Source organism: Paraburkholderia phosphatilytica (genome assembly GCF_003443895.1).
Lineage (GTDB): Bacteria > Pseudomonadota > Gammaproteobacteria > Burkholderiales > Burkholderiaceae > Paraburkholderia > Paraburkholderia phosphatilytica.
Genome location: NZ_QQOA01000012.1, coordinates 59,722 through 85,089 on the forward strand (window position 1 = coordinate 59,722; position 25,368 = coordinate 85,089).

General features: G+C 59.8%; 41 protein-coding genes and 1 tRNA gene. 30 read left to right on the plus strand and 12 right to left on the minus strand.

The features are described from left to right. Position 1: 1 nt before the first annotated feature. Positions 2-241, minus strand: a complete 240-nt coding sequence (locus tag DVS29_RS15090) for a hypothetical protein (RefSeq protein ID WP_124800644.1) — start codon at positions 239-241, stop codon at positions 2-4. A 158-nt stretch (positions 242-399) separates the two neighbouring features. Here DVS29_RS15090 and DVS29_RS15095 point away from each other — a divergent pair, with 158 nt between their 5' ends. Together DVS29_RS15095 and DVS29_RS37325 are read left to right on the plus strand one after the other, a co-directional pair. Beyond that, complete coding sequence (locus DVS29_RS15095) at positions 400-837, plus strand: helix-turn-helix domain-containing protein (protein ID WP_118181273.1); 438 nt, start codon at positions 400-402, stop codon at positions 835-837. A gap of 400 nt (positions 838-1,237) precedes the next feature. Then, positions 1,238-1,312, plus strand: a tRNA-Asn gene (locus DVS29_RS37325). Positions 1,313-1,906: 594 nt separating this feature from the next. Here DVS29_RS37325 and DVS29_RS37330 read toward each other — a convergent pair. After that, positions 1,907-2,050, minus strand: coding sequence for a hypothetical protein (locus tag DVS29_RS37330; RefSeq protein ID WP_164707923.1), 144 nt, complete (start codon positions 2,048-2,050; stop codon positions 1,907-1,909). A 285-nt stretch (positions 2,051-2,335) separates the two neighbouring features. Here DVS29_RS37330 and DVS29_RS15105 point away from each other — a divergent pair, with 285 nt between their 5' ends. The 7 genes from DVS29_RS15105 to DVS29_RS15130 all read left to right on the plus strand — a co-directional run bounded on the left by DVS29_RS15105 (position 2,336) and on the right by DVS29_RS15130 (position 5,717). After that, positions 2,336-2,644, plus strand: a complete 309-nt coding sequence (locus DVS29_RS15105; protein ID WP_124800645.1) for a hypothetical protein — start codon at positions 2,336-2,338, stop codon at positions 2,642-2,644. A gap of 29 nt (positions 2,645-2,673) precedes the next feature. Continuing rightward, complete coding sequence (locus tag DVS29_RS15110) at positions 2,674-3,858, plus strand: HD domain-containing protein (protein ID WP_118181276.1); 1,185 nt, start codon at positions 2,674-2,676, stop codon at positions 3,856-3,858. Between the two features lie 562 nt (positions 3,859-4,420). Then, positions 4,421-4,618, plus strand: a complete 198-nt coding sequence (locus DVS29_RS15115) for a hypothetical protein (RefSeq protein ID WP_118181277.1) — start codon at positions 4,421-4,423, stop codon at positions 4,616-4,618. After that, the gene (locus tag DVS29_RS15120) at positions 4,615-4,869 is read left to right on the plus strand and encodes a hypothetical protein (protein ID WP_118181278.1); all 255 of its coding nucleotides are present in this window, start codon (positions 4,615-4,617) and stop codon (positions 4,867-4,869) included. Before DVS29_RS15115 ends, DVS29_RS15120 begins: the two co-directional genes overlap by 4 nt. Further along, on the plus strand, positions 4,850-5,020 hold the full coding sequence (locus DVS29_RS37335; RefSeq protein ID WP_164707924.1) for a hypothetical protein: 171 nt from the start codon (positions 4,850-4,852) through the stop codon (positions 5,018-5,020). The genes DVS29_RS15120 and DVS29_RS37335 overlap by 20 nt, the downstream gene beginning before the upstream one ends. Next, complete coding sequence (locus DVS29_RS15125; RefSeq protein ID WP_118181279.1) at positions 5,007-5,189, plus strand: hypothetical protein; 183 nt, start codon at positions 5,007-5,009, stop codon at positions 5,187-5,189. The genes DVS29_RS37335 and DVS29_RS15125 overlap by 14 nt, the downstream gene beginning before the upstream one ends. A gap of 294 nt (positions 5,190-5,483) precedes the next feature. Beyond that, on the plus strand, positions 5,484-5,717 hold the full coding sequence (locus tag DVS29_RS15130; RefSeq protein WP_118181280.1) for a hypothetical protein: 234 nt from the start codon (positions 5,484-5,486) through the stop codon (positions 5,715-5,717). Here DVS29_RS15130 and DVS29_RS15135 read toward each other — a convergent pair. The 4 genes from DVS29_RS15135 to DVS29_RS38135 all read right to left on the minus strand — a co-directional run bounded on the left by DVS29_RS15135 (position 5,714) and on the right by DVS29_RS38135 (position 7,465). Continuing rightward, on the minus strand, positions 5,714-5,959 hold the full coding sequence (locus tag DVS29_RS15135) for a hypothetical protein (protein WP_118181281.1): 246 nt from the start codon (positions 5,957-5,959) through the stop codon (positions 5,714-5,716). The genes DVS29_RS15130 and DVS29_RS15135 overlap by 4 nt on opposite strands. Before the next feature lie 177 nt (positions 5,960-6,136). Further along, positions 6,137-6,970, minus strand: coding sequence for a hypothetical protein (locus tag DVS29_RS37830; RefSeq protein WP_240655629.1), 834 nt, complete (start codon positions 6,968-6,970; stop codon positions 6,137-6,139). Positions 6,971-7,088: 118 nt separating this feature from the next. Continuing rightward, entirely contained in the window at positions 7,089-7,313 is a 225-nt protein-coding gene (locus DVS29_RS36895) for a hypothetical protein (RefSeq protein ID WP_124800646.1), read from the minus strand. Positions 7,314-7,330: 17 nt separating this feature from the next. Then, positions 7,331-7,465 (minus strand): hypothetical protein, encoded by a 135-nt coding sequence (locus DVS29_RS38135; RefSeq protein WP_276314305.1) that lies wholly within the window; start codon positions 7,463-7,465, stop codon positions 7,331-7,333. Positions 7,466-7,556: 91 nt separating this feature from the next. Between DVS29_RS38135 and DVS29_RS38140 the strand changes: the two genes are divergently transcribed. From DVS29_RS38140 to DVS29_RS15155, 5 genes are read left to right on the plus strand one after another with little or no spacing between them, the layout of a single operon-like run. Then, positions 7,557-7,682, plus strand: coding sequence for a hypothetical protein (locus DVS29_RS38140; RefSeq protein ID WP_276314306.1), 126 nt, complete (start codon positions 7,557-7,559; stop codon positions 7,680-7,682). Beyond that, a complete protein-coding gene (locus DVS29_RS38145) occupies positions 7,679-7,810 on the plus strand; it encodes a hypothetical protein (RefSeq protein ID WP_276314307.1) in 132 nt (43 codons plus the stop codon). Before DVS29_RS38140 ends, DVS29_RS38145 begins: the two co-directional genes overlap by 4 nt. A 28-nt stretch (positions 7,811-7,838) precedes the next feature. Beyond that, positions 7,839-8,087, plus strand: coding sequence for a hypothetical protein (locus DVS29_RS15145; protein WP_118181282.1), 249 nt, complete (start codon positions 7,839-7,841; stop codon positions 8,085-8,087). Then, positions 8,087-8,296: a crAss001_48 related protein gene (locus tag DVS29_RS15150; RefSeq protein ID WP_118181283.1), complete on the plus strand. Its 210-nt coding sequence runs from the start codon at positions 8,087-8,089 to the stop codon at positions 8,294-8,296. The genes DVS29_RS15145 and DVS29_RS15150 overlap by 1 nt, the downstream gene beginning before the upstream one ends. Then, positions 8,293-8,676: a hypothetical protein gene (locus DVS29_RS15155; protein WP_118181284.1), complete on the plus strand. Its 384-nt coding sequence runs from the start codon at positions 8,293-8,295 to the stop codon at positions 8,674-8,676. Before DVS29_RS15150 ends, DVS29_RS15155 begins: the two co-directional genes overlap by 4 nt. A 92-nt stretch (positions 8,677-8,768) precedes the next feature. Here the strand turns inward: DVS29_RS15155 and DVS29_RS15160 are convergent, their stop codons facing one another. The 5 genes from DVS29_RS15160 to DVS29_RS15180 form a co-directional block, all read right to left on the minus strand. Further along, entirely contained in the window at positions 8,769-9,209 is a 441-nt protein-coding gene (locus DVS29_RS15160; protein WP_118181285.1) for a hypothetical protein, read from the minus strand. A gap of 6 nt (positions 9,210-9,215) precedes the next feature. Beyond that, positions 9,216-9,482: a hypothetical protein gene (locus tag DVS29_RS15165; protein ID WP_118181286.1), complete on the minus strand. Its 267-nt coding sequence runs from the start codon at positions 9,480-9,482 to the stop codon at positions 9,216-9,218. Between the two features lie 263 nt (positions 9,483-9,745). After that, complete coding sequence (locus DVS29_RS15170) at positions 9,746-10,123, minus strand: hypothetical protein (RefSeq protein ID WP_118181287.1); 378 nt, start codon at positions 10,121-10,123, stop codon at positions 9,746-9,748. 23 nt (positions 10,124-10,146) lie between these two features. Continuing rightward, complete coding sequence (locus tag DVS29_RS15175) at positions 10,147-10,533, minus strand: hypothetical protein (protein WP_118181288.1); 387 nt, start codon at positions 10,531-10,533, stop codon at positions 10,147-10,149. Further along, a complete protein-coding gene (locus DVS29_RS15180; RefSeq protein WP_118181289.1) occupies positions 10,512-10,898 on the minus strand; it encodes a hypothetical protein in 387 nt (128 codons plus the stop codon). Before DVS29_RS15180 ends, DVS29_RS15175 begins: the two co-directional genes overlap by 22 nt. 238 nt (positions 10,899-11,136) lie before the next feature. Between DVS29_RS15180 and DVS29_RS15185 the strand changes: the two genes are divergently transcribed. From DVS29_RS15185 to DVS29_RS15255, 14 genes are all read left to right on the plus strand, one after another. After that, the gene (locus DVS29_RS15185) at positions 11,137-11,721 is read left to right on the plus strand and encodes an HGGxSTG domain-containing protein (protein ID WP_118181290.1); all 585 of its coding nucleotides are present in this window, start codon (positions 11,137-11,139) and stop codon (positions 11,719-11,721) included. After that, the gene (locus DVS29_RS15190; RefSeq protein WP_205962456.1) at positions 11,714-13,036 is read left to right on the plus strand and encodes a terminase large subunit domain-containing protein; all 1,323 of its coding nucleotides are present in this window, start codon (positions 11,714-11,716) and stop codon (positions 13,034-13,036) included. The genes DVS29_RS15185 and DVS29_RS15190 overlap by 8 nt, the downstream gene beginning before the upstream one ends. Before the next feature lie 211 nt (positions 13,037-13,247). Then, on the plus strand, positions 13,248-14,732 hold the full coding sequence (locus DVS29_RS15200) for a phage portal protein (RefSeq protein ID WP_118181292.1): 1,485 nt from the start codon (positions 13,248-13,250) through the stop codon (positions 14,730-14,732). A gap of 83 nt (positions 14,733-14,815) precedes the next feature. Continuing rightward, entirely contained in the window at positions 14,816-15,433 is a 618-nt protein-coding gene (locus DVS29_RS15205) for a phage scaffolding protein (protein ID WP_118181293.1), read from the plus strand. 100 nt (positions 15,434-15,533) lie between these two features. Then, complete coding sequence (locus DVS29_RS15210) at positions 15,534-16,868, plus strand: major capsid protein (protein ID WP_118181294.1); 1,335 nt, start codon at positions 15,534-15,536, stop codon at positions 16,866-16,868. A 33-nt stretch (positions 16,869-16,901) separates the two neighbouring features. Further along, positions 16,902-17,144, plus strand: a complete 243-nt coding sequence (locus DVS29_RS15215) for a hypothetical protein (RefSeq protein WP_118181295.1) — start codon at positions 16,902-16,904, stop codon at positions 17,142-17,144. Between the two features lie 9 nt (positions 17,145-17,153). Next, positions 17,154-17,552: a hypothetical protein gene (locus DVS29_RS15220; RefSeq protein ID WP_118181296.1), complete on the plus strand. Its 399-nt coding sequence runs from the start codon at positions 17,154-17,156 to the stop codon at positions 17,550-17,552. A 2-nt stretch (positions 17,553-17,554) separates the two neighbouring features. Next, complete coding sequence (locus tag DVS29_RS15225; protein ID WP_118181297.1) at positions 17,555-18,196, plus strand: hypothetical protein; 642 nt, start codon at positions 17,555-17,557, stop codon at positions 18,194-18,196. Between the two features lie 142 nt (positions 18,197-18,338). Continuing rightward, a complete protein-coding gene (locus tag DVS29_RS15230) occupies positions 18,339-19,022 on the plus strand; it encodes a hypothetical protein (protein ID WP_124800648.1) in 684 nt (227 codons plus the stop codon). Positions 19,023-19,030: 8 nt separating this feature from the next. Further along, positions 19,031-19,213, plus strand: coding sequence for a hypothetical protein (locus tag DVS29_RS15235; RefSeq protein WP_118181299.1), 183 nt, complete (start codon positions 19,031-19,033; stop codon positions 19,211-19,213). Positions 19,214-19,271: 58 nt separating this feature from the next. Then, on the plus strand, positions 19,272-20,825 hold the full coding sequence (locus tag DVS29_RS15240; protein WP_118181300.1) for a phage tail protein: 1,554 nt from the start codon (positions 19,272-19,274) through the stop codon (positions 20,823-20,825). Between the two features lie 43 nt (positions 20,826-20,868). Then, entirely contained in the window at positions 20,869-21,300 is a 432-nt protein-coding gene (locus tag DVS29_RS15245; protein WP_118181301.1) for a hypothetical protein, read from the plus strand. A 12-nt stretch (positions 21,301-21,312) separates the two neighbouring features. Further along, positions 21,313-21,705 (plus strand): hypothetical protein, encoded by a 393-nt coding sequence (locus tag DVS29_RS15250; protein ID WP_118181302.1) that lies wholly within the window; start codon positions 21,313-21,315, stop codon positions 21,703-21,705. 166 nt (positions 21,706-21,871) lie between these two features. After that, a complete protein-coding gene (locus DVS29_RS15255) occupies positions 21,872-22,387 on the plus strand; it encodes a phage virion morphogenesis protein (protein WP_118181303.1) in 516 nt (171 codons plus the stop codon). Here DVS29_RS15255 and DVS29_RS15260 read toward each other — a convergent pair. After that, entirely contained in the window at positions 22,365-22,592 is a 228-nt protein-coding gene (locus tag DVS29_RS15260) for a hypothetical protein (RefSeq protein ID WP_124800649.1), read from the minus strand. The genes DVS29_RS15255 and DVS29_RS15260 overlap by 23 nt on opposite strands. 97 nt (positions 22,593-22,689) lie before the next feature. Between DVS29_RS15260 and DVS29_RS15265 the strand changes: the two genes are divergently transcribed. Both DVS29_RS15265 and DVS29_RS15270 read left to right on the plus strand, forming a co-directional pair. Continuing rightward, a complete protein-coding gene (locus DVS29_RS15265; protein WP_124800650.1) occupies positions 22,690-24,411 on the plus strand; it encodes a phage tail tape measure protein in 1,722 nt (573 codons plus the stop codon). Next, positions 24,411-25,364 (plus strand): LysM peptidoglycan-binding domain-containing protein, encoded by a 954-nt coding sequence (locus tag DVS29_RS15270; RefSeq protein WP_118181306.1) that lies wholly within the window; start codon positions 24,411-24,413, stop codon positions 25,362-25,364. The genes DVS29_RS15265 and DVS29_RS15270 overlap by 1 nt, the downstream gene beginning before the upstream one ends. Positions 25,365-25,368: the final 4 nt, after the last annotated feature.

Below are 25,368 nucleotides of genomic sequence, written 5' to 3' on the forward strand. Positions count from 1 at the left end.
CTCACTTCGATTGTTGAATTGCCTGCCCGCAGCACGGGCAGATTTCCCGCCCTGCACGCAAGTCCAGATCAAGCCCCGTGAGCCTCATGGCGGCCTCTGCGAACCGCTCTGCAAACTCTTTGCTCGCGCCGCGATGGCCGTTCGCTAACAGTTTGAAATAACCGTAACTGCTGCCTGCTTCGGCGCAGACTTCGCGCATCACTTCTGGCCCTACCTGCCCCCAAAATTCTTTTGCGTTCATGTGTTTAGCTCTCTTGGTGGTTGTAAAACTATCGTCATGATACGTTACAAAAGTTCGCTTGGCAACGTTGCTCTAAAAATCTGATTGCAATCTGTCCCGTTTACAGTACCCTTGTGCTATTGGCGCTAGTGCCGTCGATTTTTGGGGAAAGGATTGTCATGGACGTTACGCAAATCAGAAGAAAAAACTACGAGTTCCTATTTGACCGCTTCAAGGAAAGCGTTTGGGCGCGCAGCCCGAGCGAACCGGAGCGCGGCATGCTTAAGCTTTTTGCATCACAGCTAGGGTTCTCAGACGCCTACCTGTCGCATATCAATACGGGCTATCGTGAGATAGGGCTCAAGACGGCGCGAAAGATGGAGAAGGCGCTTAGACTAGCGCATGGCTGGATGGACGTTCTGCACGATGATAGCGCGGGCGGATTCGATCCGGCCCCGGCCGCCAATCGCGCCCCGGCCCCAGCAGCCGCGTCTATGGCTGGAACCACTGGAGAACAGGCGTTTATTGATGCCGCCGTGAAACTGTACCGGGAAGACCCTAATGCGGCCCAATCGGCATTACTTGCTGCCTTCGCTGCGCGCTTTGTAACAAACTGACCGACCCTGTTGCATCTGCTTACATTTCGCGATAGTTTACTCCGGCGGTGGTGATAGCCGACGAAAAACAGGACCGAGGATAAACGATGCAAGCTGGTGTAGAGGTGGCTGTGGGCGGCGCTCCGTTGGCGCTTATGGCTTCGGAGCCGAAGCGTATGGAGTGCCCGCCGCTGGGAGAGGCGGAGTTTGTGCGGCTGTTGACGGCCGTTCGGGATGAGGATCGAGGGGGTGTGTTGTTGCAAATTCGCAACGCAGTGAAAAAAGACTAACATCGCGATAGCGGAGTGTGGACAGGCTGGTTCGGTATTTGATAGTATTTATGCAAGTGCTCGAAATCCGTAACGGATAGCGAGCGGCACAGAAGGGCGCAAACCTAACGGGTTCGGCGCCCTTTTGCTTTTCCAGGGAACGCACAAGGCGTGCGGCCGGACTGTTAATCCGTGTGAGGTAGGTTCGATGCCTGCCCCTGGAGCCAAGAATTCGATAGCGGGCGAGCCAGATGGGACGGCAACGGGTTTTGATCCCGTGATTGACTAGGTTCGACTCCTAGGCCCGCCGCCAGTTACCCAAAGACCCGCGTGATACCCGGGCGGCGTGATTCTCCTAAGGAATCCCTTCGGGTCGGCGCTCGCTGCGCTCAGTGTGCTGCCGCGTTGGGGTGGCAATGTGGCGCGCCAAGTGGCGAGCGCCGACCCGAAGGCTTCGAGGCCCGTAAATGCGGTGCAATGATCGGAACGACAGGAGGCGCTATGCGCAAGTAGCCATGCTTACTCTGATCCGCCCACGGGATGTGGGGATGTGACAGGCGAGTTACCGCGCATCGGCCTTTCGATTGGGAGCGGGTACTTTCTGCTAGGCGAGCAGTTAGCGCACAAGTTGAGCCATGACGAGCGATTGATAGCTGTACACATACGCGAACGCGTTTGCATTGCCATGCAGAAAGCCGTCTGTGTGATGGCTGGATGACGATCTTATGGACGCCTGGAGCGTGCCTGAAGCGTCACCAAAATGAAGTGATGTAGCCCGCTCGCCCGCCCTATCCCCATAGGGAACGCGAGTCGGGCAGGCATCAATACCAGTCGGCCAGTTCTGCCGCGTCTTGCTCTGCATCTTCGGCCAACAAGCGCGCTTCCTCGCGCTGCTCATCGGTAAGCACTTCGTCGCGTTCGTCGCTCATTGCGTCGTAACGGCGTTGCAGGCTATCGAAGTTCATGATGTTGTTTCCGCGTTGGTTATCTTCGTGCGATGACTAATACTATCATCGTGATAGCCTAACACGCAAGCGCCATCATCCACCAGGAGAAACCATCATGCGTGCTCGCATTGCTGAGTATTGGCACTGGCTCTTTCAGTGGGCGGGGTTCCCGCTCAGTGGTCCGGTTCCGCACGGTTCCGCGCTGCATCGCGCCCTGTGCTACGGGTGGGCGCTTTGACGCCCGCATTGCTCGCGCGTATAGCGCACGAGGCCGCACGCGCAGCGCATCACGACGCCGATTCGATGCCGTCGTGGGAGAACGAAAGCCCGAACGCGCGGGCTGCTGCGACGTACATCGCTGAAAAGGTGATCGCCAACAAGGCGACGCCGGAATGGCTGTCGCTGGTGTTCCCCGATGGTGACGACGTCGCACAGCGTGTGTTGCTTGGCGTGTTCGCGGCCGCTATCCCGGTGGTAGTTGAAGACACGCCGGAGTCGGACGAAGAGCGCGCCGAACGCCTCGCGCTGGAGAAACGAAACCGGATCGTGAGCCCGCGAGTCACTGAGCGGGAAGCGCCTGGCGAGTGCAAAACGATTTCACCAACCCTTTGACGGCCTGACGCCGTGAGGACAATCCACCCATGAAAGACCTCGCAACCGCTGCATCCGCCTTTGCGCACGCTGCGCACGGCGCCGCTGGGCAGTTCCGCAAGTACACGGGCGAGCCGTACATCGCGCATTGCGCAACCGTGGCCGCGCTCGTGACGCAAAGCTCGCACGCGAGTCCCGAGACGATCGCCGCCGCGTGGCTGCATGACGTCGTTGAAGACTGCCCGAACATCGACGCGGGCATGATCGAGTACTTCTTCGGCCCGACCGTCGCGAAGCTCGTTACCGAGTGCTCGCACATCGATCGCACGAACGATCCGCGCAAACTGAACCGCTTCGAGCGCATGGCTATCGAGCTTGCCCGCGCTGCGGACATTTCGCCGGAAGCCAAGACGATCAAGCTGGCCGACCTGATCGACAACACGTCGAGCATCGCCGTGCACGATCCGAAGTTCGCCAAGGTGTACATGGCTGAAAAGCGGCGCCTTGTGAATGTGCTCGTGGGCGGTGATCGCGCGTTGTGGGCGATGGCTGCTAGCCAGGTCGCGAACTACTTCGCGGTGCAGCCGACGAACAGTGTGCGCGTGACGCCTGCCGCCGCGACGGTGACGCTGGACGGCGGCCAGACGTTCACGGTGACCGGGAATCTCAAGTTCGCCGACGTGCACACGAAGGCCGAACAGGCGGAAACGACGGCGCCCGATGTGGTTCCGGCCTCGCAATCGGGGCTCGTGAACGCCGCCACTCCGCACGATCCGGAGAAGTGGTATCCGGGAACGCAGACGCCGCCGAAGGATGGGATTTACGAACGCAAATTTGCGGATGGCAGTGGAACCCATCTCCCATACGCCAAGTTCGCGGGCGGCCAGTGGCATCCGAAATGCAGAACGATCGATCAGACGCGCTCTGACACGCAAGCAAGTGTCTGGCAATTCGACAATGCTGGCGATGAATGGCGCGGCCCCGTCGCCCCGCTGCGCGATCCGAACGCATGGCAGAAAGGCGAAGAAAAGCCGACTGAAATCGGCGTGTATCAGCGTCGGTTCGGTGAAGGCGTGAGCACCATCTACTCGCATTGGGACGGCTCCCGGTGGGGCTCGTATGGCCCGAGTGCCGAATTAGCGGAAAGTTACCGTTACAGCAGTTCCGGCGAACAATCGCTGGACTGGCGCGGCCCGGTGTCGGCTATCACCGATGGTTCGGTGCGGTGGAATTGACCCAATGCCTCGCTCTGCTATCACACGGATAACGCTGGAGATTGAGCGAGACGGCCGTGTGCATCGCTACCCGGTGAATACGGCCGTGATGCTGCCGCCTCGTGAGCGCCACTACACGGGATTCTTGTATCACGGTATGCCGCTCGATGTGATGCTCTACGGCGTCGACCCGAAAGCGGCCAAGCACGTACAGCCTGGCTGACAAGTCAAGGGAGAGAGGTAAGCGCACTACGTTGGACGACAACCCGGCACGGTTCGGGATTGGTGTAGTCCCCTGTGCGCGTGGAGACGCGATCTTTGCGGCGTCGCGTCCGATGGGTGTGATTCGGCTTGCTCAGTCGTGGCATTGACCTGTGTCGGCTGTCTATGGCCGTAACGCTCATCGCGCCGCCTCTCTCCCACCTAACAACGGGGAATCCCATGAACGTGCTCGAAACGTATCTCCCGGCGTTCATTCGAACCGGTCAGACAGGTCAACACGAGTGGATGAGCATTCGCAGCCAAGGGAGCACGGTTATCCACATTGCAGACCGGAAAGCATGGCGCGAACGCAGGGAGGCGCATGAAAGCAACCATAAATGAAAGCGGAACCCTCGTTATCGAGGCGGAAACGGGCCTAGAAACGTTCGCGCTCAAGAAGTGGAGCGAGGGTATCAAGTGGGATGCGGCGAGCGCGTTTGGCGTGCGTATGTGGCTTGAAGGTGCACCCGCCGATCGTCATTCCGGCATCGAGCCGTTATCCCGGAACCAAAGCCCATGACCCAGGCGCGCGCGGATGGCGATTTGCGTATCGGCCCGGATGGTGAGGTTGTGACGATGAGCGCGGAGGAAATGGCCGCGTACATTGCGGCCACATTGCGGCGCACGTTTCTGGAGTGTCCGCATCCCATCAATCGGGAGCGGGCGACAGAATGCGCGATGGTCGTGTCTCATCACTTCTATCTGCCTGTTCGCCCGTATTTTGTCTTAACTGTCCACCTACAGGAATCGTATGGCCCGTCAACCGGCTGAAATCCGCGCATTCGTGCGCAACCAACGTCAGTTCCACGAGCGTATGCGCGCGGTCCACATGGAAGCGCGCCAGCGTATGCGTAAGAGCCCGATCCGGGTCGCGGTCGAACTGCTGTTCATGCATGCTGGAGTGCGCCATGTCGGCGCCTGACGTACTTCTGAGCGCGGTGAACATACCGCGCGCCAGAGCGTTCCATCCGCTAGACGGCTTCACGCTTGGCGATGACTGGATATGGCACGAGGATGACGCGCACTATCTGGCGCGCGCCGACAGCCTCTTGTCCAGCATCCTTGCTCGTGTGCGGGAACTGCGCGGTTAAAAGCAATTTCCGCTCGCAGACTATCTTCATGCGAGCGGAACGTTTCTTTCGGCAGCGCGGCGCATCGCAAGAATTCACTCTCAGATGCCGTACCGGCGAGATAGTTCGTAATCCGCTTCGCTCTGCTCGTGCGGTTCCTCTCGGTATTCCGGCTTATGCTCGCGGCAGTAGTTTCGGTTTTTGTGCCGATAGATAGCCGGTACGCGAGCAGATTTTGATCCTCCGCACACGCAGCAGTACGCCTTCCCGCCCTTCTGGATCATCTTGGGTGTAATGCGCTTCATTGGAGTCCCTATGCTGATGGTTGAAATGCGGGGCATCGACGGCTCCGTCGTCCGCGTGCCGATGGTTCCCGGCGTGCCGAACCCGCCGACGTTCGAAAAGGTGCGCGAGCCCACGCCCGAACAGGTCGCCGCGTACATGTCGACGCTTGAAAGCGAGCATGTCGACGTGGACGAACTGTGGTGCGACCTGTGCGGCGACGTGTGCGTGCGCTACCGCGAGCAGTATCGCGAGAGGCGCGACTAATCAGCGTACATCGCCCGGTGAAGCTCCAGCCATTCCGGCTTGAGTGCTGCTACTTGCTGTTCTGCCCACTTCGTGACGTGCGAGATATGCCAGCGCGGACGGCGCGGAGCGTGCTTGTACGGGCCAAGGCGCACGGTAAGGCGGTTCGCAACGTAGTTGCACACGTACAGCACGCCGCCGACCGTGACAGAAGCGACCCATCCACTACCGTCGCTGTACGTGGTGTTCTCGATTACCTGCATGACTGGCTCCGGTTTCGTTACGGTAGAGCCAGTATCAGCTATCGCAATGATAGCGTCAAGCACTTTCTCACATGCGCACCTACCCGTGGCCTTACCGCTTGCGACGCGGACACACGGGGTAGCCTAGTCGCAGGGCTCGCGGCAATTTGACCGTCGGGTGCGCAGTTGAGAGAGCGTCTAATCCCGCGCATCTGCTGTTGCCGGTGCAGCGGTGGCGAGGATGGCGCGGGCATTCGCCATGTCGGTATCGTAGTCCGGCCTTTGCGGCAAAAACCCGGCCTCGATCATCCGGTACATGAACCGCTGTACCTGCTCGTCGCTCAGCGCCTGCTGCCCGGTCTGGGTTGCCCGTCGCCCCATTGGCAACGTGGCATCTGAGATCGGGTGACCGAGCGCCCAAAGAAACATGCAGAAGTTCGCCACATCGCGCGGGTCGCCTTTTTCGACGTGCTCACGCAGCATGATCGACAGTTCGGTGGGGTCGCACTGCTCCCATCCGCCTCTGCCTTTGTCGCGCGCTTGGGCCAACTTCGCTTTCATAGCGGCGCAGAACCGGTCTACGGCAGCATCGTCGGAATGCTGCCTGGTCGGGGTTGGCGCGAGTGCGTTTTTAAAAGTCGCTGCGCCGACAAATTGACTGGTGCCGTCTGAGAAAGCAATTTCAGTCTGGCAAACGTCTTGATAAACAGTAACGGTGGTGATTCGCTTTGTCGGCACAGCGCGAGCTTGCCACGCATCCCACTGACTTACGAAGCAAGCACACCGATAGGAATTCTCCCAGCCGTCGCGCACTGCGTATTTCGTACCATCCCACTCGACGCCGGATGGCATGGCGAATTTCGCCTCGAACGCTGCCCGCTCATCCGCCCCGCTCACCGGCGAGGGTGCGGGCGTGCAGTCGGGGCACGGAACGCCGCCTTCGTCAGGCGCATAGTAAGAAGGGCCTCCGATCATGCCGTTGCCGTTGCAGGTCGCGCACGTGCGTTGCGGGTAGCGCTGTCCATTGCTCATTGCTGCTCCGTGGAATAAAAAGCGGGCGCCGTACTGGCCGCCCGAAACACACACGCGGTTGCCCGCGCGAAACTCACCTGAGAGGGTGATCGTTGCCCGCGCAATGCGGGCGCTGTTGTCAGAATTTCAGTGGCTCATTCGGCCCGTTACGCCCGGTTTCGAGGTTGAACGCCTTTACGAGAAAGGCTTTTGACGAATCGAAATTCGGTGCGGATTCGGGATGGCAATTCACGCCGTACCGAAAGAATCCATCGGTAAAGTACACAGGCCGGTCGCCGTGCGTCGCGATCATGTGTTCAAGTGCCTTAATCATTTCTGAACACGTCAACGTCTTGCGGTCCATCGTCGTTCCCCTGTTGGTTACCGCACGCGGCGGCCTTCAAAGCGATAGTCGCGCACGGTAATGTCCGCGAACGTGCGCACGGCTTCCCACTCCGTATCGGCCCACTCGTAGCCGATCCGCTTTCCGTTGAACAGGATTTCGTACTTGTGCATGGTTCGCTCCGTGCGCTGCGTTACTGTGATGCTATTGTGCGCTATCATTGCGATAGCCGTCAACTGTTTTTTCATCTAGGGAGATACCCGCATGCGCAAATTCAATTTCCGGTACGTGTCGCCCGTCGTGGTGTGTCGCACGATCACCCAGGCGCAGAAGGATCAAGCGGCGGCGCGTCGCGGGGACAAGCCGAACGGCAAGCGCCCCGCTCGATGAGCCCGATTCTGGCGGCAGGCGCGCGGATTCTCGCCGAATGCATGCGGGCCATGCGCGCGTCGCAATACGATCGTAGCCGCAACGTCGCGCAATGGAAGTGCGAGCGGAACCGGCTGCTCTATCACTGACCTATCAACCACCTTGGAGCATCCACCTATGCGGAAATCAACTATCGTCGGCGCCCTGCTCGCCTATTCGATCGTCGCGGCAGCAGCCGTGCACGCCGACACGAGCAGCCTGCACGTTGTGGCGCAATACGAGTTACCTGACCCTCAGTCGATCTGGAAGGGCGACTACAACACGGTGTACGTGATCGAGGATGCGCAACGCAATGTGACGTGCTATTTCGCGCACGGCCACAGGGACGGCGATTTCGGTATCTCGTGCCTTCGAGGGGTGAAGTGATGTCCGACTATCAAGCTCGCGTGATCGAGGAATTCGAGGAACTGAGCGACCGGCTCGTGAAGTTGCAAGCGTTCATCACGTCCAGCCCTGTGCACGCAGCATTGCCGGATGACGAGCGCACGCGCCTGGCCGCTCAGTGCGCGGCCATGACGACGTATGCGTACGTTCTTCTGGAGCGGATCAAGGCATTTGGAGGGTTGGCGGCATGAAACGTCTGAACGTAATTCGATTCATCGCGCATTGCGCGTTCTGGCTCGCCCTGTCGGTGCTGTTCAAGCCGTCGTTCGGCGTGCTCGCGGCCCTGTACGTTCTGTACAGCATCCGGACGTACTGCCTGACGCGGCAGATTGACGATGCGGAAAAGGCGGCTGCAAGGCTCCTGGGCGGACGCATGGAGTCATACGCGACAGGATGGCGTAGCGGCCTTGAAGCGGGCCGCATGGAGCGCAGAGAAGCCGATTTCGAGGCCGGGAAGCGCCACGGCCTGATGGTGAACGCGAAACGCCTATCCATGCTGCGCGCGTACATGGCGTGCTACCTTGGCACGACGCCGGAAATGGTCGATAAGGCGCTTGGAACGGCCGTCTAGACCGCTGGTCCGTGCGTGATGTAGAGCGCCGCCGCGAGCATGACAGCGGCGAGCGCCAGCGTTCGCAATGCGATGCGTGTGATTCGGTTCATTCAGCCCCCAGGGATGGTGTTCCCGGTCGTTTGCCGGGTGTAGGACGTCATGCGATGCCAGTTCATGCCGTCGTACCAGTATTCGGTCAGCGTCGCCGTGTCGTGGCACGGGTTGGCCTTCGTGCAGGGCTTTCCGTCCGCGTGCGTCTCGGTCATGTGGGCGTCCGCCAGTAGCTTCCGCTGCTCGGGCGTAGGCCCGCTATCATCGGCGATGCTCGCGGCGGTATGCGCCTTGTCGGCGGCTATCTGCGCGCCGCATTGCTGGTGGTACTGGTTGAGCGCCGCGACCCGCTTCGCTCCCGGCCAGCTATCGAAGCTCGGGATAGTGCGCGGGTCGGTGCAGTCGGCATGCGCCTGGATGGATGCGAGCGCCACGAGCGCCGCGAGCGCCGCGAAAATGTATTGTTTCATGACCTTTCCCCGGTAACGGCCGGAAAGCATTGTACGTCATTCTTCGTGTTCGTCGGTAATCGTATCGAGCGCGGCACGAGCCCGCTTGACACGCTCCGTGAACTTGCTTTCCCGCCCTGCTCCGGGCAGTTTTTCACAGTAGTCTACGAACGATCGAAGCTCGGCTATCACATGGCGCTCTGCCTTGCGTGCTTCCTCAAGTTCGGTCAGGCGGCGTAAAGCCTGTTGCACGCTGTCGAACAGGATTTTGCTCGGGCGTAGCGTCTTGTACGTCTGTTCCAGCACTTTCCGTATCGTTTTCATGGTCTGATCGCGTAAGTATCGTGCTGGTATCTACACTACCCTGGCGATAGTATACGTGCAAGCACTTTGTGTGAGCGCTCGCACGTATGCTCGTCAATCGTACCAGGCCTCGATTTCTGCCTCGAATGCCTCGCGCGGTGTGCTGGTGAATTCGTCTCGGTTTTCGTGGCAGGCTATAGCGCACGCCCAGGCGTTTCGCAAAGAGCAGCCGATCACGAGGAAATGACGGGCGCAACGGGCGATCCAGAAAAGGCGCCGCACGGTCAGACCTCGATTTCGACCGGGACGGCGACGGCCAGAAGGCGAGCCCCGTTGATAGATGCGTCGTGCTTCGCATCGGCTTCGACCTTGAATGCACACGATTCGAACGCGTGCCGGGTTTTCATGTTCACGGCATAGACATTCAGGTACACCGTGGACTTTTCCGGCGCCATGAACAGGTCGTGATCGTGGTCGCCGCCGGTTTCGTAGAACAGACCTGACGTGTAAAGCGGGGTTGCTGCTTTCTCGCCGTCCACGATTGCGAATACTTGTAACGCTTCGCTGGCTTCAGGGATGTGCGCGAGGAACCGAGCAGTGCGACCATCGCGCGTGATGATCGGCTTACCGGCCTTGGCTTCTTCGAGGTTAAACGGCTTCATGCTGGGTTGCTCCTGGTTGCGGGTTAGAAAAGGGCTTCTTGTTGCTCGGGCATGTCGGGCCACCAAAAGGCGCCCTTCTGCGCGTTCTCTCGCCACGGTATGACGCGTAGATTCCAGTGCACGTGAAGACCAGTCACGATGCCGCCGCACATGGGTACGATGTGGTCGACCACATGCAGAATTCCGGTTTCGCGAGTGAGTCGCTTGGCCTCTCGGTACACGTCGGCGATAGCCTTGCGGTCGGCGAATTTCGGCGTGCGACGCTTGACCTGTCGACGCCATACGGTTCCCTCGCGCCCTTTCGGGCGAACGAGTTCACGGCGCTTGTTGATCGCGAACAGCGGCCCAGCGTCGTGTCCGCCGATAAGCGCAAGCGCCGGTTGAGTGGCTATGACGCTGGCGCGAAGCATTGCAACTCCTGCACAAGGCGCGTGAACGGATCGCGAGACAGCTTGCGGCACGCTGCGATAGCGCGACGCACGATGCTTGCCTCGTTGAACCCCAACTTGCGGCGAACCTGCGAAATGTCCGTGTTTTCGGCGTCGCACTTCGGGTCGCGTCCGATAGCCCATTTCCCGCCCTTGTTTTCGCGGACGAACTGGATAACGCCGTTCGTGCGTGCGCGCGTCAGCTTGCGTTCGCACGTGTTGATGTTGACGCCGGTTGCCCGCGAAATGTCGCGTGCGGTCATCAGCGCGTCGTCAATCAGAATGCTGGTGAGCATCGCCTCGAATTCGGGTTGCGAAACGATGTTGTATGCGCCGCGTGCGGTCATTGCTTGCCTTTCATGAAGTCGTAGAACTGTTGCCCGGTCATGCCCGTGCAGTCGTGCCAGCCGCACTGCGCGTAACCCTCTGCCTGTTCGCCGTGAGCCCAACGTGCTCGCGTCCGGTCAGGCGAAACCATGAATTTCCACCCCTGTTCCCCTAGCGACATATCGCGCTCCCGGTTGCCATGTCTCGTACTGTGAACCTATCGTGGTGATATGTCAACTACCAAAACGAGAATATTCGATGCGAGCGCCATGCAAGGCAAAAACCCGCACGGGGGCGCCGTGCAAGGCCAAGGCGGTAGCCGGTCGGGACGTATGCCGGGTGCACGGTGGACTATCAACCGGCCCAAAAACGGATGAAGGCAAGCAAGCTATTTCGCAGAACGGGCGGACGCACGGTCTGTACGGCAGGTTCCTGACCGAAGAGGAAAAGGCGCGCCATGACGACGTGAAGTCGGAAACGGGGCGCCTCGACGCTGAAATCGAGCTAACCCGCCATCTGATCGCGCGATGCATACAGGCATGGCACGACGCGCACGACAACGACCCGAACGGCCTCGAAATCGTCAAGCACCACGACCGCGAGGCGAGCGAGTTCACGGCGGGCGATGAAACGATTAAAGAGCGCGTCGACTACGGCGCGCACTATGAGCGGCTAACGAAGCGGCTCGAATCGCTCACCAAGACGCGTGCGGAGCTTATCAAGGCCGATCGTGAGAACCCGCTCACTGGCGACGATGGCCCGGTGACGGAATTCGAAGTGCATGTTGTGACGGCTGAGAACGTCCACCTGTACCGCGACGGCGAGGCGGGCGACGATGAGTAAGCGCCGCTTCGTGATGACGGCGCCGCAGCAAGAGTTTTTCAACCTGACCGACAAATACCCGGCATTCGTGGCCGGGTTCGGCAGTGGCAAGTCTGAGACGATGGCGAATTGCGCGGTGCGTGACGCCTACATGTCGTCCAGTGCTGTGATTGCGCTGTACGAGCCGACCTACGACCTTATCCGGCTGATTATGGCTCCGCGTATGGAGTCAAAGCTTGCCGAAATGGGCGTTCGGTATCGCTACAACAAGTCGGAAAACATCATCTACACGTCCAGCGGAGGAATCGGGGATTTCATCCTTCGCACGCTGGATAACCCGGTTCGCATCGTCGGTTACGAGTCGTTTCGTGCCCACGTGGACGAACTGGACGTGTTGCCCGAAGTAAAGGCGCAGCTTGCCTGGCAAAAGATCATCGCGCGGAATCGACAACGCATTGTGATGCGCTCGCGCGAGACAGGAAAGCTTGTCAGGCAGATGAACCGCGTGAGCGCGTACACCACGCCGGAAGGGTTCAAATTCACGTACAAGACGTGGAAAAAGAGCCCGAAGAAAGGTTATCGCCTGTTGCAGGCGCGAACGGCGTCGAATCCGTTCCTGCCCGACGACTATATCGACGGATTGCGCGCATCGTACCCGCCGCAACTGATCGAGGCGTACCTCAACGGCGAGTTCGTCAACCTGACGCAAGGCACGGTCTACCTGTGTTTCGACCGCGAGCAAAACGTCAAGCCGTGCGCCTACAACCCGAAATTGCCGATACACATTGGGATGGACTTCAACGTCAATCCGATGAGCGCGAGCGTGCACCAGGAACAGCCTAACGGCGAGGTGTGGTGCATCGGTGAAATCGTGCTCATGTCGTCCAACACGCACGAAATGGCGAAGGAAATCAAAGACCGATACGGCAGAGCGTCTTTCGATCCGACGAAACGCGACGTGTCTCACATCACGATCTATCCCGATCCGGCTGGCACGCAGCAGAAGACCAGCGCGCAGGGCTTGACCGACATTCTGATTTTGCAGTCTGCCGGGTTCAATGTCATTCACATGGAAGCGCACCCGCTCATCCGGGACCGTATCAACTTCGTGAATGGCTGGCTGTTGAACAGCCTGTATCAGCGTCGCTACTTCGTTGATCCGTCGTGCGAAACGGTTATCGAGAACTTCGAGCAATTGACGTATGACCCGCTCACGGGCCAGCCCGACAAAAAGAGCGGCGCGGATCACATGCCCGATTCAATCGGGTACTACCTGTACACGAAGCATTGCTATATCCCGGCGCAAAACGCCACTTCTCACCATCAGGCGCGATGAAAAAGCGAAAAGTGAAACGCGGGTATTCGCCCGCAGACCAGATCGTAATCATGCAGTCGATTCGCCGCGAGGACGCAGCGGAAGCGCTGAGCGCGATGTTTCAGAGCGTCGACCCGCGAGGCGTTGAGATAGTGGTTACGCCGCTCCCGAACGGCTCGATCGTTTCGAGCCTGAATAACCGGCCGTTGGCCCTGCACTAGGAGATTGCCCAATGTGGCGGGCGCTAAAGGAAACAAAGAACCAGGACAAAGACCTACCGCAGCGCGCATTCGACATTCAGTGCCTAAACGAAGTGCTCGACGGCACACTGTACGATGACTTGGAACACCCGTTCCACTGCGAGACGGACAGCACGAAAGCGTATGTCACGCTTCGCCAGCGTCGCCCCAGCGTTCGATCGAACCTGTGCGCGCTGGTCGTGGAGCACACCGCCTCGCTGCTCTTCAGCGAAGAGCACTTCCCAACGATCGAAAGCGACGATGACGGCGTAGGCGACGCGTTGCAGGCAATCGCGCAGGACAAACAGATTGCCGCGCTGATGGACACTGCGGTTATCGCTGGCTCTGTCGGCTCTGTCGCGATCCGCATGCGCGTTCTGTCGAATCGCCTGTACTTCGATGTGCTGCAAACGCAATTTCTCACGCCGACATGGAAGGCGAATCAGCCCGACGTGCTACAGAGCGTGCGCGAGCAATACAAGGTCAAAGGCGAAGTGCTCGCGGAAGGTGGATACGCCATCCCTGATACCGACATGCAGGCCGATTTCTGGTTTCGTCGCGATTGGACGGAATCCCAGGAAATCTGGTATGCGCCGTGGCGGGCAAACGGGAAAAAGAGCTACAGCGCTCCCGGAAAGGTCGACGGAAAGCGCACCGTAGGGCACACGCTGGGATTCGTCCCGATCATTTGGGCTCAGAACCTCGCCAAACCGGGCGGAAACGGCATTGATGGCCGTTGCACGTTCGACAAGGCGATTGAAACCATGCTCGAAATCGATTACCTGCTCTCCCAGGGCGGCCGATCGATGAAGTACGCCCTTGACCCTACGCTGGTCGTGAAAGCCCCGCAAACGTCGAATGGCGAGCTTGTGAAGGGCGCGGGCGAAGCGCTGGTAGTCAGCGAGAAAGGCGACGCGAAGCTACTGGAAATCTCCGGGGGCGGAACCGAAGCGCTGATTGAGTTCTGCAAGTGCTTGCGTCAAACCGCGCTCGAAGCGATCAACGGCAACAAGGCCGATTCCGACAAGCTCGCGGCGGCGACGTCTGGTCGTGCGATGGAGCTTATGAACATGGCGCTTATCCAGTTGTGCGCACGATTGCGCATCACGTATGGAGCGGGCGCCCTGCTCTCACTGTTCCGCATGATCGCGAAAGTATCGCAGACCGGAAAGCTGGTCGACTCCAACGGCGAGCGAATCGAACCGATCAAGCTTACGAAGCCGCTCAAGCTTCGCTGGCCTGAGTTCTACGCCCCGACGTGGGCGGACAAGACGAACGAAGCTGGCGCGCTCTCGACGCTCACTCAAGGCGGCATCCTTTCCAAGGAAACCGCTACGCGATCGATCGCGCAGGAATACGACGTAGCCGCAGATGAGGAACTGGCGCGCACAAAGGCCGATGCCGACGTGCAGCAGCAAAACGCCGTTGCTCTGAAAGCCGCAGCACCGAAACCCGTTCCCGACAACTCGGGCACGTAACCCGGCGACGATTCGCCAAACCAGATGGGCGCTCTTGATGGGCGCCCTTTTCATTTTGAAGGGCTGATGCCCGACACAACGACATGCAAAAACACACCTTCGCTGGCTTCAACTTCCGCCCCATGATCGGCCTCGGCCGCACCGTGAATCGCTTCCTGATGGAAGGCGAAAACGGCGGTGGTGGTGCACCGAACGGCGGCGCGACCGCAACTGCGCCCGCACGCGAATCGTTTTCCCGCGAGTACGTGAGCGAACTGCGCGAGGAAAACAAAAGCTGGCGCACGAAGTACAGCGAGACGGAAACCGCGAACAAGGCCGCGCAAACGCGCATCGCGGAACTGGAAAAGGCCAACGGCGAAGCGATCACGAAGGCCCAGCAAGACGCCGACGCCCGCGTGATGCGCGCCGAACTGAAATCCGTTGCGCTGAAGCATGGCGTTGTGGACGTCGGCGATGCGCTGAAGCTGCTCGACATTTCGGCGGTGAAGCTCGATGCGGACGGCAACCTGGTCGGCGCCGATGAACTGTTCGAAGCGGCGAAGAAATCGAAGCCGCACCTGTTCAAAGACCTGAACACGTCGCACACCGAAACCAAGACGCCGGAATCGAAGAAAAACGAGCCCGTCGACGTGCGGAATATGGACCAGAAGGATTACGACGCACAGAAAGCGGCGTACCTCTCCAACGCTCGCAAGCGCTAAGGCCGCGCCGCGCCGCTCGGCGCGATCCGGTAATACCTCGGTAGCACCCAACCCACACGAAGCCCGCCTAGCGGGCTTTATTCATTTCTGGACCTGATACATGCCGATTCAAAATTTCCCGGCTGCACTGCAACCCGCAATTCAGCAAGGTTTCCTCGATCGCGAGTTCGAGGCCGGCCTTCAATCGGTGCTCGGCTTCCGCTCGATCGCCGATCGCGAGGTTTTCCCGAACAAGGTCGGTGAAACCGTCACGAAGACCCGCCACGGTATGAAGGCGCCGACCACGACGCCGCTCAACCCGACGAGCAACACCAATCTCGACAACGGTCTGACGCCGTCCACGTGGACGATCGAGCAATACACGCTCTCGATCAACATGTACGGGGACACGATCGACCTCAACACCGTGACGCAAGGCGTCGGCATCGCGTCGCAATTCCTGGTGAACGCCAAGGTGAACGGCGTGCAGGCCGCGCAATCGCTCGACCGTCTCGCCCGCAACACCCTGTTCGCTTCGTACCTCGGCGGCAATACCCGTGTCGCAACCACGCTCGGCGCCGCGTCGGCGACCGTCCACGTGGACGACATTCGCGGCTTCCAGTACGTGTACTCGGACAGCGGCGTGATCGCAACGCCCAGCAATGGCACGATGGTTCCGGTTTCGCCGACCTACACCATGCCCGTCACGATCGCGTCGGACACGTACACGCTGACCGGCGCCACGGCTGACGGCTCGAATGTGTCGACGGCTCCGGGCGGTATCTCGGGCACGCTGACGTTTTCGAGCAACGTCACCGTTGCGGATGGCACCGTTGGCAACACGGTGACGTCGGGCTATGCACCTGGCGTGTTCCGCCCGAACAGCCGCGCCAATACGTCGCTGCTCGTGTCCGGCGATACGCTGACGGCAGACTGCGTGCAAGCTGGCGTCGCGCAACTGCGTTCGAACGGCGTTCCCTCGGTCGGCGGCGCGTATCCGACGTTCATTTCGGACAACCAGATGAAGGGCCTGTTCAAAGACCCGGAATTCCAGTTGCTCTATCGCGGTCGATACGAGTCCACGCCGTGGCGTACCGGTATGGTGGTCGAACTGCTCGGCGCGCGCTTCATCCCGACTACGGAAGCGCTGCTCCAGACGCTGAACGGCAACACCGTGCAGCGCGCAATCATGTGCGGTCAAGGCGCGCTCATCGAAGGCGACTACGAAAGCACGGGCTACCAGGAAACGGCGGGCAATAACGCCGAAATGGCGATGGTCGACGCTGTGTGCATGGTGACCCGCGAGCCGCTGGACCGCCTGCAACAGATCGTTGCGCAGTCGTGGTACTACATCGGCGGCTTCTGCGTGCCGACAGACATCACCGCAACGCAACTCATCATCCCGACGGCCTCGACCGCGTATTTCAAACGCGCCGTCATCCTAGAATCGCTGTAATCGACGCGCCCCGCTTCGGCGGGGCTTCCACCTATGGCACGCACAATCAAGAAACCGACAACCACGACCGGCGCCACGGAAGGCGCCGCGAATCCGCAGAACGAACCGATCGGCGGCGATGCTTCCGCGCTCCCCGACGCGCTCGTGCTCATCGCGCCTTACGCGTACTTCGATGAAGACGACGTAGCGCACGGCTGGGCGGCTGGCGATCACGTCACGGACGCGACTGAAATCGCGCTGCTCGTCAAGGCGGGGGCTCGGTTCAAGACACCGTAAAGGGGTGATATGGGGCAACTCCTATCCTTCACCGACCAAAACCGGGTCGACATTCGCCGATGGTGCGGATTCCCGGCATATGGCGGCGTTCCGGTTCAGGCGTTCGGATGGCGGTTTTTCCAGCAATACGGCACTCTCGAGTTTCGTTTGACGAACATGTCAGACACGGAAATCTCGACGTGCCAAACGGTCTACATGGCGAATCTCGCCACGCTGGAGAACGCGATTCCCGCCGCGTCGAACAACCTGGACACCGACCAGGCGGCGGTCTGGAAGCACAATAAGAATGAAGTCGCAGACCGCGCGCAACTTTTCACGTATTGGGCGAAACGCCTGTGCGCGTTCATCGGCGTTCAGCCAGGCCCGTATTTCGATAACGGCCCTGGTTCGCTGCGAATAGTGGTGTAGCAATGAACGGCGCCACGCTACAGCAAAAGGTCTACTACGGTTATGCCAAGTCCGCGCAGTACATCGGCACAGCGTACACGCAGTATCGTCCCAGCGGCCCGTCTAACCCGCTGCAAATCGCATTGCAGACGATTAACGCGTCGTTCAATGCGGAGGATATGACCTACTCGAAGCCGCGAGGCTATGCAAAAGCAACATGGTACGCGCTGCTAGACGGCACGCAAGCACAGGTAGGTGATTACCTGGTCGGCGCGGATGGCACGTTCTTTATCGCGGCCATGCAGCAGATAAAGCCGATTCTAGCGGTCCAGTGCAATGCGACGCTGAATTTCACGCGCGCGCAGGAACAGACGCAGTTCGGGCAGGTTTCCAACTACGAAGGCACAACGGCGGCGAACGAAACGCCGCTGATGACGGGCTTTCCTGCATCAGTTCTGCAAGGCACGAAGGGCGAGAAAGGCCCGGTCGACCTACCGGGCGACGCGCGCTTGCCGTGGTGGCTGATTCTCGCGCCATACGTGGCGGGCGTGACGCTTCAATCAAACGACCTGATAGCCGACGCAACCGGCCGCCGCTTCATCATTTCGAGCGCGGAGCTTTCGCCGCTCGGGTGGCGGATCACGGCAATGCAGGCCAAGACATAAGGGCTATATGGCATCCGTTGGTGACGTGCAAAACGTCCTGGCGGGTTTGATCGCGTCCGCGCTCTACCCGAACGGGACCGGCCAGGCGTCCAGCGTGGGCTTTCCTGTCCGCGTTGGCTGCGGATGGCCGAACGCAATTTCGATGGACCCCGACCTATCGCAGGGCATCGCGAACGTGTCGATTTACGGCACGCCGATGATGAAGAAAACGACACGTTACCCGACTCGCTGGCGAACCGTGTTGAACAACGAACCGACGTTCACGCTTACGGCGAGCGGCGCGACTGTCACGGTAGGCGGCGCGCAACCGGCCGCGTTCTTTGTGCAGAACTTCGCGATCTTCGTCGCGAATTCACCGTACACGTATTCGGTGCAGCCGACCGACACGCCGACGTCGATTGCTTCCGCGCTCGCGACGCTCATCGCGCAGCAATACCCCGGCACGACGTCTAGCGGCCCGGTTATCACGCTCGCGCCAAACGCGGCGCTCGGTGTGGTTCGCGTCGGCGGTAGCGGCATCGTCGCTCAGGTCGTGAAGAACCAGGAACGCCTGTTTCAGGTGACGCTTTGGTGTAACACGCCAGCGCAGCGCACGGCCCTGGAAAACGTGGTTGATCCGCTGCTGTCCGGCGTGATTCGCATTGTGATGCCGGACGGCTATTACGCAACGATCCGGTTTCACGATGCCCCGCAACAGGACTTAGGCGAAAAGGCGCGCCTGTTCCGGATGGACCTGCGATACATGATCGACTACGCGACCACGAAACAGCAGACGGCCGCAGCCGTCATCGTCGGCACTGGCAACGTGCCTAACCCTCTCTCCTAATCAGGAACATGGCAACCGCAAAAAAGAAGGTCGAACAGGCCGAAGCGCCGTTTCACTTCGTGGTCAAGCATCAATTCGAATTCAACGAGCGCGGCTCGAAGATCACCGACCCGGACGAAATCCAACGCGTGATCGATGACGGTTACGCGCACCACTGCATGAAGGTCGCCGGAACCGGCATCGTCTCGTAAGCAACCTCTCAACCCATGAAAAGCCCGCCACGTGCGGGCTTTTTTTATTGGAGTCTCAATGCCGATTTATCAAGTGGGCCAGCTCAACACGACGGCCCTCAGTGCTCCCGGCGTTTACCTGCAAATTCAGCCGCCGCCGATGATTATCAACGGCGTGCCTTCGAATGTGCTCGGCGCCGTTGGCGTCGGCTCGTGGGGTCCGGTGAATGCGCCGACCCTGTGCGGCGGCCCGTCCGATGTGACGCGCTACCTTGGCGCGGCGCAGGTACGAAAGTACGACCTTGCAACGGCGTTCGGTATCTGGTGGCTGCTCGGCGCAACGGCAGTCCAGTACGTGCGCGTGACAGACGGCACGGATACCGCAGCAGCGGGAACGCTGATGGACACGGCAGGCACGCCCGCGATCGGCGCGCACCTGACCGGCTTCTATACCGGCTCGCTGGGTAACAACATCGGCGCGGCGATCACGACGGGTACGAAGCAAAGCACGTACAAGCTGACCATCACCATGCCGAACCTTCAGCCTGAAGTGTTCGACAACATCCCCGGCACGGGCGCGACGTTCTGGACGAATCTCGTCAACGCTGTGAACAACGGCATTGGCACGCGCGGCCCCTCGCAACTCGTCATCGCAACGATTGGTGTGTCGACGGCAACGCCGAACACGTCGACCACGTACGCGCTCACGGGCGGCGCGGACGGCACGACCGGCGTTGTGGATTCGACGCTCGTCGGCGTCGACGGCATCGCGGGCGTGCGCAAAGGCATGTATTGCTTGCGCGGTACGGGCTCGCAAGTCGGTTGCCTGGTCGACCACTCTGACATTACCGCCGCCTCGACCGTGCTCGCGCTTGGCCTGTCCGAAGGCATCTATTTCGGCGCGCAGGGTCAACCGGGCCAGAACTACGCGACCGTCGCAACCGCACTCAACACGGCGGGCGCGGACGGCTACGGCCTGAAAGTGTTCGTCGGCGACTGGATCACGTACCAAGACAACACGAACAACCAGCAGCGTTTGCTTGGCCCGACGACGTTTTGGGCTGGCCTGCAAGCGTCGCTGTCGCCGGAAAAGTCGTCGCTGAACAAGCCGATTGCCGGAATCGTCACCACGCAACGCGTCGCACAGAACCAGCCGTACACGAGCGGCGAAATCGGTTTCGTGAAGACCTCGCGCCTCGACTGCATTTCGAATCCGTGTCCGGGCGGTGCGTACTACGGTTGCGAAACCGGCGTGAACGCATCGAGCAATGCGGCGACGCTCGGCGACAACTACACGCGCATGACGAATTACATTGCGCTCACGCTCGCCAATGCGTTCGGATCGGTCATCGGTGAAAACCAGACAACCGACCTTCGCACGGACGCGCAGACCGCAATGCAAGCTTTCCTAATGAATTTGTGGAAAGCCAAGATGATCGGCGACGTGAACAACCCGACAAAGGTTCCGTTCACGGTCGACATTTCGTCCGATGACAACACGGATTCGCAGGTTGCAGCCGGGTACATGACGGCAAACGTCGCCGTGAAATACCTATCGGTGGTGTTCTATTTCGTCATCAACCTGCAAGGCGGTCAGACCGTCGTCATCCAGTCCAGCGTCCAACAGTCGTAATCGACAAGCCCGCCTAGCGCGGGCTTTTTTCATTGGAGTCTAGATGCCGCTCAACGGCTTTACCGTTGGCCGCGACCTCGCGGTCAACATTCAGACCTCGACCGGTCCCATGTCGCTGTCGCTCATCACCAAATTTACCGCTCGGCCGGAAACGACCGACGTAAAGGTGAAGGGGCTCGACGGCCGCACCCGGCACCTGATCTTTCCGGATGGCTGGGCAGGCTCGTTCGAAGTGGAGCGCCAGGACGCGACGATTGACACGTTCATCGCGCTCCAGGAAGCGAACTACTACGCGGGCATGAACCTGGAAGCCTCGACCATCACGGAGACGATCACCGAAGTCGACGGCAGCGTGTCCCAATTCATCTATACCGGCGTGATTTTCAAGCTCGATGACGCTGGCGATTGGGCAGGCGACGCAACAGTCAAACAGAAGCTTGCCTTCGTCGCGGAAACGCGCGTTCAACTCTCGTAATCCTAACTATCCATGACCAGCCTTAGCGTTCGCAAGAAAACCACGCCACAAGCCGAAACCAAGCCGTCCGCCGCGCTCGTCGCCGAAGCCGCGAAGGAAGTCACCGTCAAGGCCGCCAACGGCCTGACGATCACCCTGAAAAAGCCGGGGATTCTGTCGCAATTCCGGCTCGTGAAAATCCTCGGCGATGCTGCGAAAAACAATGTGTACGTGAGCATGGTTATTCCGATCACGTTCGTTACGTCGATCGACGGCCAGGCGGTGCGTTATCCGAATACGGAACGCGAAATCGAAGCGACGATTCAACGCCTCGATGAGGAAGGCGTTACGGCGGTCATGGAAGCGGTCGGCGAACACTTCGGCAGCGCGACCGAAGACGAGCAAGCGGAAGGCGTAAAAAACTAGCGCGCTCTGCTCCGGTTCGCGAGGCGCTTTGGTTGGTTCGGAATGGTGTGCCGTTCGATGTTGCGTTTTCTATTGACGACGTGACACGAACGGCATTTTCGATCGTTTTCAGCGAGTTTGAAGGAAACGAATTCGATTACAACCGCATGGAGTTCAAAGAGCGGAAATGATGAACTTTACCAGCCTCGCGTCATTTGCTGCGCACCTGGAAAGCGCGGCTATTGCGCAGGCAATGCAAGTGCAATCCGGGCTTGATCGTGTAGCAGAGCACATAAAGAAGACGGCGAAAGGAAAGCTTGGCGAGTACCAGGACGCCGTAGAACACTTTGACGAATGGGCGCCGCTCGCTGATGCGACCGTTCAACATCACGTACAGGTGATCGTAGACGGCGAGGCCGCGAGCGATGCAGGGCCGAATACCCCGCTGCTGCTGACTGGCGAAATGCGCGACTCGATCGGGAAGGAGGTTCACCCCGGCGAGGCCATTATCGGATCGACGGCCGATGAGGCGGTGTATCAGGAGCTTGGGACGGACAAGATACCGCCCCGCCCCTTCCTGGGTCCGGCCGCCGTCGAAAGTGAAGACGTGATTCGCGAAGAGATAGGCGCCGCGTGTGTTGGCGGCCTGCTCGGGCGCGGCATGTCGCCCGGTACGCAACTCACCCGGCGAATAGTCCAGTAATCATGCCGAAAGCAAATACCAGCGCGGCGAGTGCGAGCGCGACGATAGCGAAGCCTATCGCGGCTTTCACAATGCTCCATGCGGCGCGGATTTCCCATATCGCGACGCGCTGGAGCAGCGGCGCACGCTTCGGGAGAACCCGGCGAATGCGAGGGTACTGGACGAACGGGAAGTGATCGGCGGCCCACTCGTGCAGCAGATACAACGGCCTTCTCATATTCAACCCCAGGGAGGCGGAAATTTACGATGCTTTCAAGATTGGCGTAACCCTCTCACTCAAAAACGAGGTTACGAAGGGGCTCTTGCTCCTACAACGCGATTTCTCCAAGACGCAGAAGGAAGCGGACGGCCTCATCGCGAAGTTTAAAGCACTTTCGACGTCAAGCAAACTAATTGTTGGCGGGATGGTAGCGGGCGGCGTCGGGTTCGCTATCGCGCTGGGATTCGAGCGCGCCAACAAGGAAGCCGACAAGTACTATCGTATCCAGAAGGATATTCAGAACCACGGCGCGAAGGCGGCGCAGCTTTCGCAGGTCAGCGCGTGGGCAAACAAGTACGACCCGCGCACCGCGACGCTGTCGATTAACGACAAGATGGCCGTAGGCCAAGAAGCATTCGCGCTCACCCGTGACGCGGGCCGGGATAACGCCGACGAAACGGTCAAGCTCGCGCCGATCCTCGCAATGATGGAAGCGGCAGACAAGGCGCGCGGCACGCATACCAGCGTCGCCCAGCAACAAGCATTCGTGAAGGCGCTCGAAATGTCGGGCGGCTTCAATAACGGCGTCAACACCGAAGCACGCGCCGACCTGCTCTATCGCATCATGCAGTCGGGCGGCGGCACGCTCAAGGCGAACGTGCTGGCGTCGATCATGAAAAACGACCCCGCCGACATGCAAAAGGTTTCGGACGGGTTCATGATGCGTTCCGAGCCGCTTATGCAGCAGATGGGCGGCACGTTCGCGGTCAGTCTGCGTACCCTTGAAAACCGGCTTCTCGCGCACGTCGGGCTTGGAGAGAAGCCGCAGCTTGGCAAATACCGAAAACTCATCGACCTGGGAGTGCTCGACAAGCAAGGCAAGGTGATCGATTCGGGCACGCTCGTAACGGACCCCGATCGATGGGCGCAGAAGCACATGCCGGAGTTCTACAAGCGGTATGGCGCAAAGACCGACGCCGATCGGCGACAGGTTGACCAACTGGTCGGCAACACGGGCGGCTCTAAGTTCCTTACTGGCGCACTCCGCGAGCAAAAGCTCATGGACGCGTCAGAAATAGCGATTCGACGCCAGCACGGCATTTCTGCCAGCGCTACCGAAGTGGGCGGCCTGCAAGCGCGCCAGGTTGCGGAGCTTCGCGCGCGCGAGTCGGACTTGCTGTTGATGATCGGCGAAACCTCGCTCCCGATCATCGTTAAGGGGCTCACGTTCCTGAATGCGGCATTCATCAAGCTAAACGGATGGTTGCAGGCGAACCCTGGAAAGCTTGCTGGGCTCGTCAAGGCGATTCTAGGGCTCTCAGCGGCTCTGATGGCGGCCGGGGCTATCTCGGTACTCATCGGCGCCGTTATGCGCGTCACGGGCCTGATTAAAGGTTTGTGGTCGGTTCTGACGAAGCTATGGACGGTCGGAAGGATCGCATTCACGGTTCTGCGGTTCGTCGCGCTGGCATTTGTCGACCTCGTTGGCTGGCCGGTTGCGCTCGGCGTCGCGCTCGTTGCGGCGGGCGTGGCTATTTACGTTTTCCGCGACAAGATCGTGTCCGTGTTCGCTGGCCTTTGGCATTGGGTAAGCGAAAAGCTCGGCAAGCTGGGCAAATTCCTGGGTATCACTGACGATTCGCCGTCCGACAACGTTCGCACGGCGGCGCAGGCTAACGCGGGCCGCAATGGTGACGTCTACATGGATGGCTCCAAGGTAGGAAAGGTGCTCGATAAGCATCTAGGCAACGCGGCGGCATCGGCGAGCCAGTCGAACACGTTTGATTCGACGTTCGGGCAGGCAACGGCGGGGATGTCTTACTAATGGCGATCACACTAGCTCTAGGCAGTTTCGTTTTTCAAGACGCGGAGATTCCCGAACACATCAAGATTCGAACGCAACAACGGCTTGCCGTTCACCGCTTCATCGGCGGCGCTCGGCAAATCGACGTGCTCGGTACGGATCACGACCCGATCGCGTTTTCTGGCTGGCTGACCGGCTCGAATGCGATGCAGCGCGCGCTAACGCTCAAGGCGATGAAAGACAGCGGCCAGGAGGTAACGCTCTCCTGGTCGCAATGGCTGTACAACGTCGTGATAGGCGACTTTGCCGCCGAGTATCAACGGGACTACCAGATTCCGTATTCGATAACGATCATTGTGAGTGATGACCTCACGAACAACACGAGCGACGGCGGAACGGATTCGATTGATGACCTGATTAACGGAGACATGACGACGGCCAGTAGCCTTGCGTCGCCCTTCTCTGCGCTGTCGTCGCCCATGTCGTCGCTGCAATCGGCAATAAGCGCTGTGTCGACGTTCGCGAATGCGGCGAAAAGCACTGTCGCGAGCGTTCTGCAACCGCTACAGGCTGTGCAATCTCAGGTTTCAACGCTCATTGCGTCGACGGATAACACGCTGCTGAGCGTGTCGACTGTCGGCGGCATCTTGCCCGGCAACCCGCTTTCGCAGCAGGTAACCGCGCTTACGTCGCAAGTCACGGCAATGGCGAATCAAGGCAGTCTGATTCAGCTATCCGGCGTGCTCGGTCGAATCGGCCTGAACCTCGGTCAGATCAACACCGGAATTCGAACGGTGAACGTCGGAAGCGGGAACGCCTATGACCTCGCCTCGAAGTACTACGGCGACACGTCCGGATGGACGGCGATCATGCAGGCGAACCCGCAACTTGGGTCCGATCCGAATATCTCTGGTTTCCAAACCATCACCATCCCGCCGTACAGCGGCGGTTCTGGAGGCATCCTTAGTGCCTAGCTCC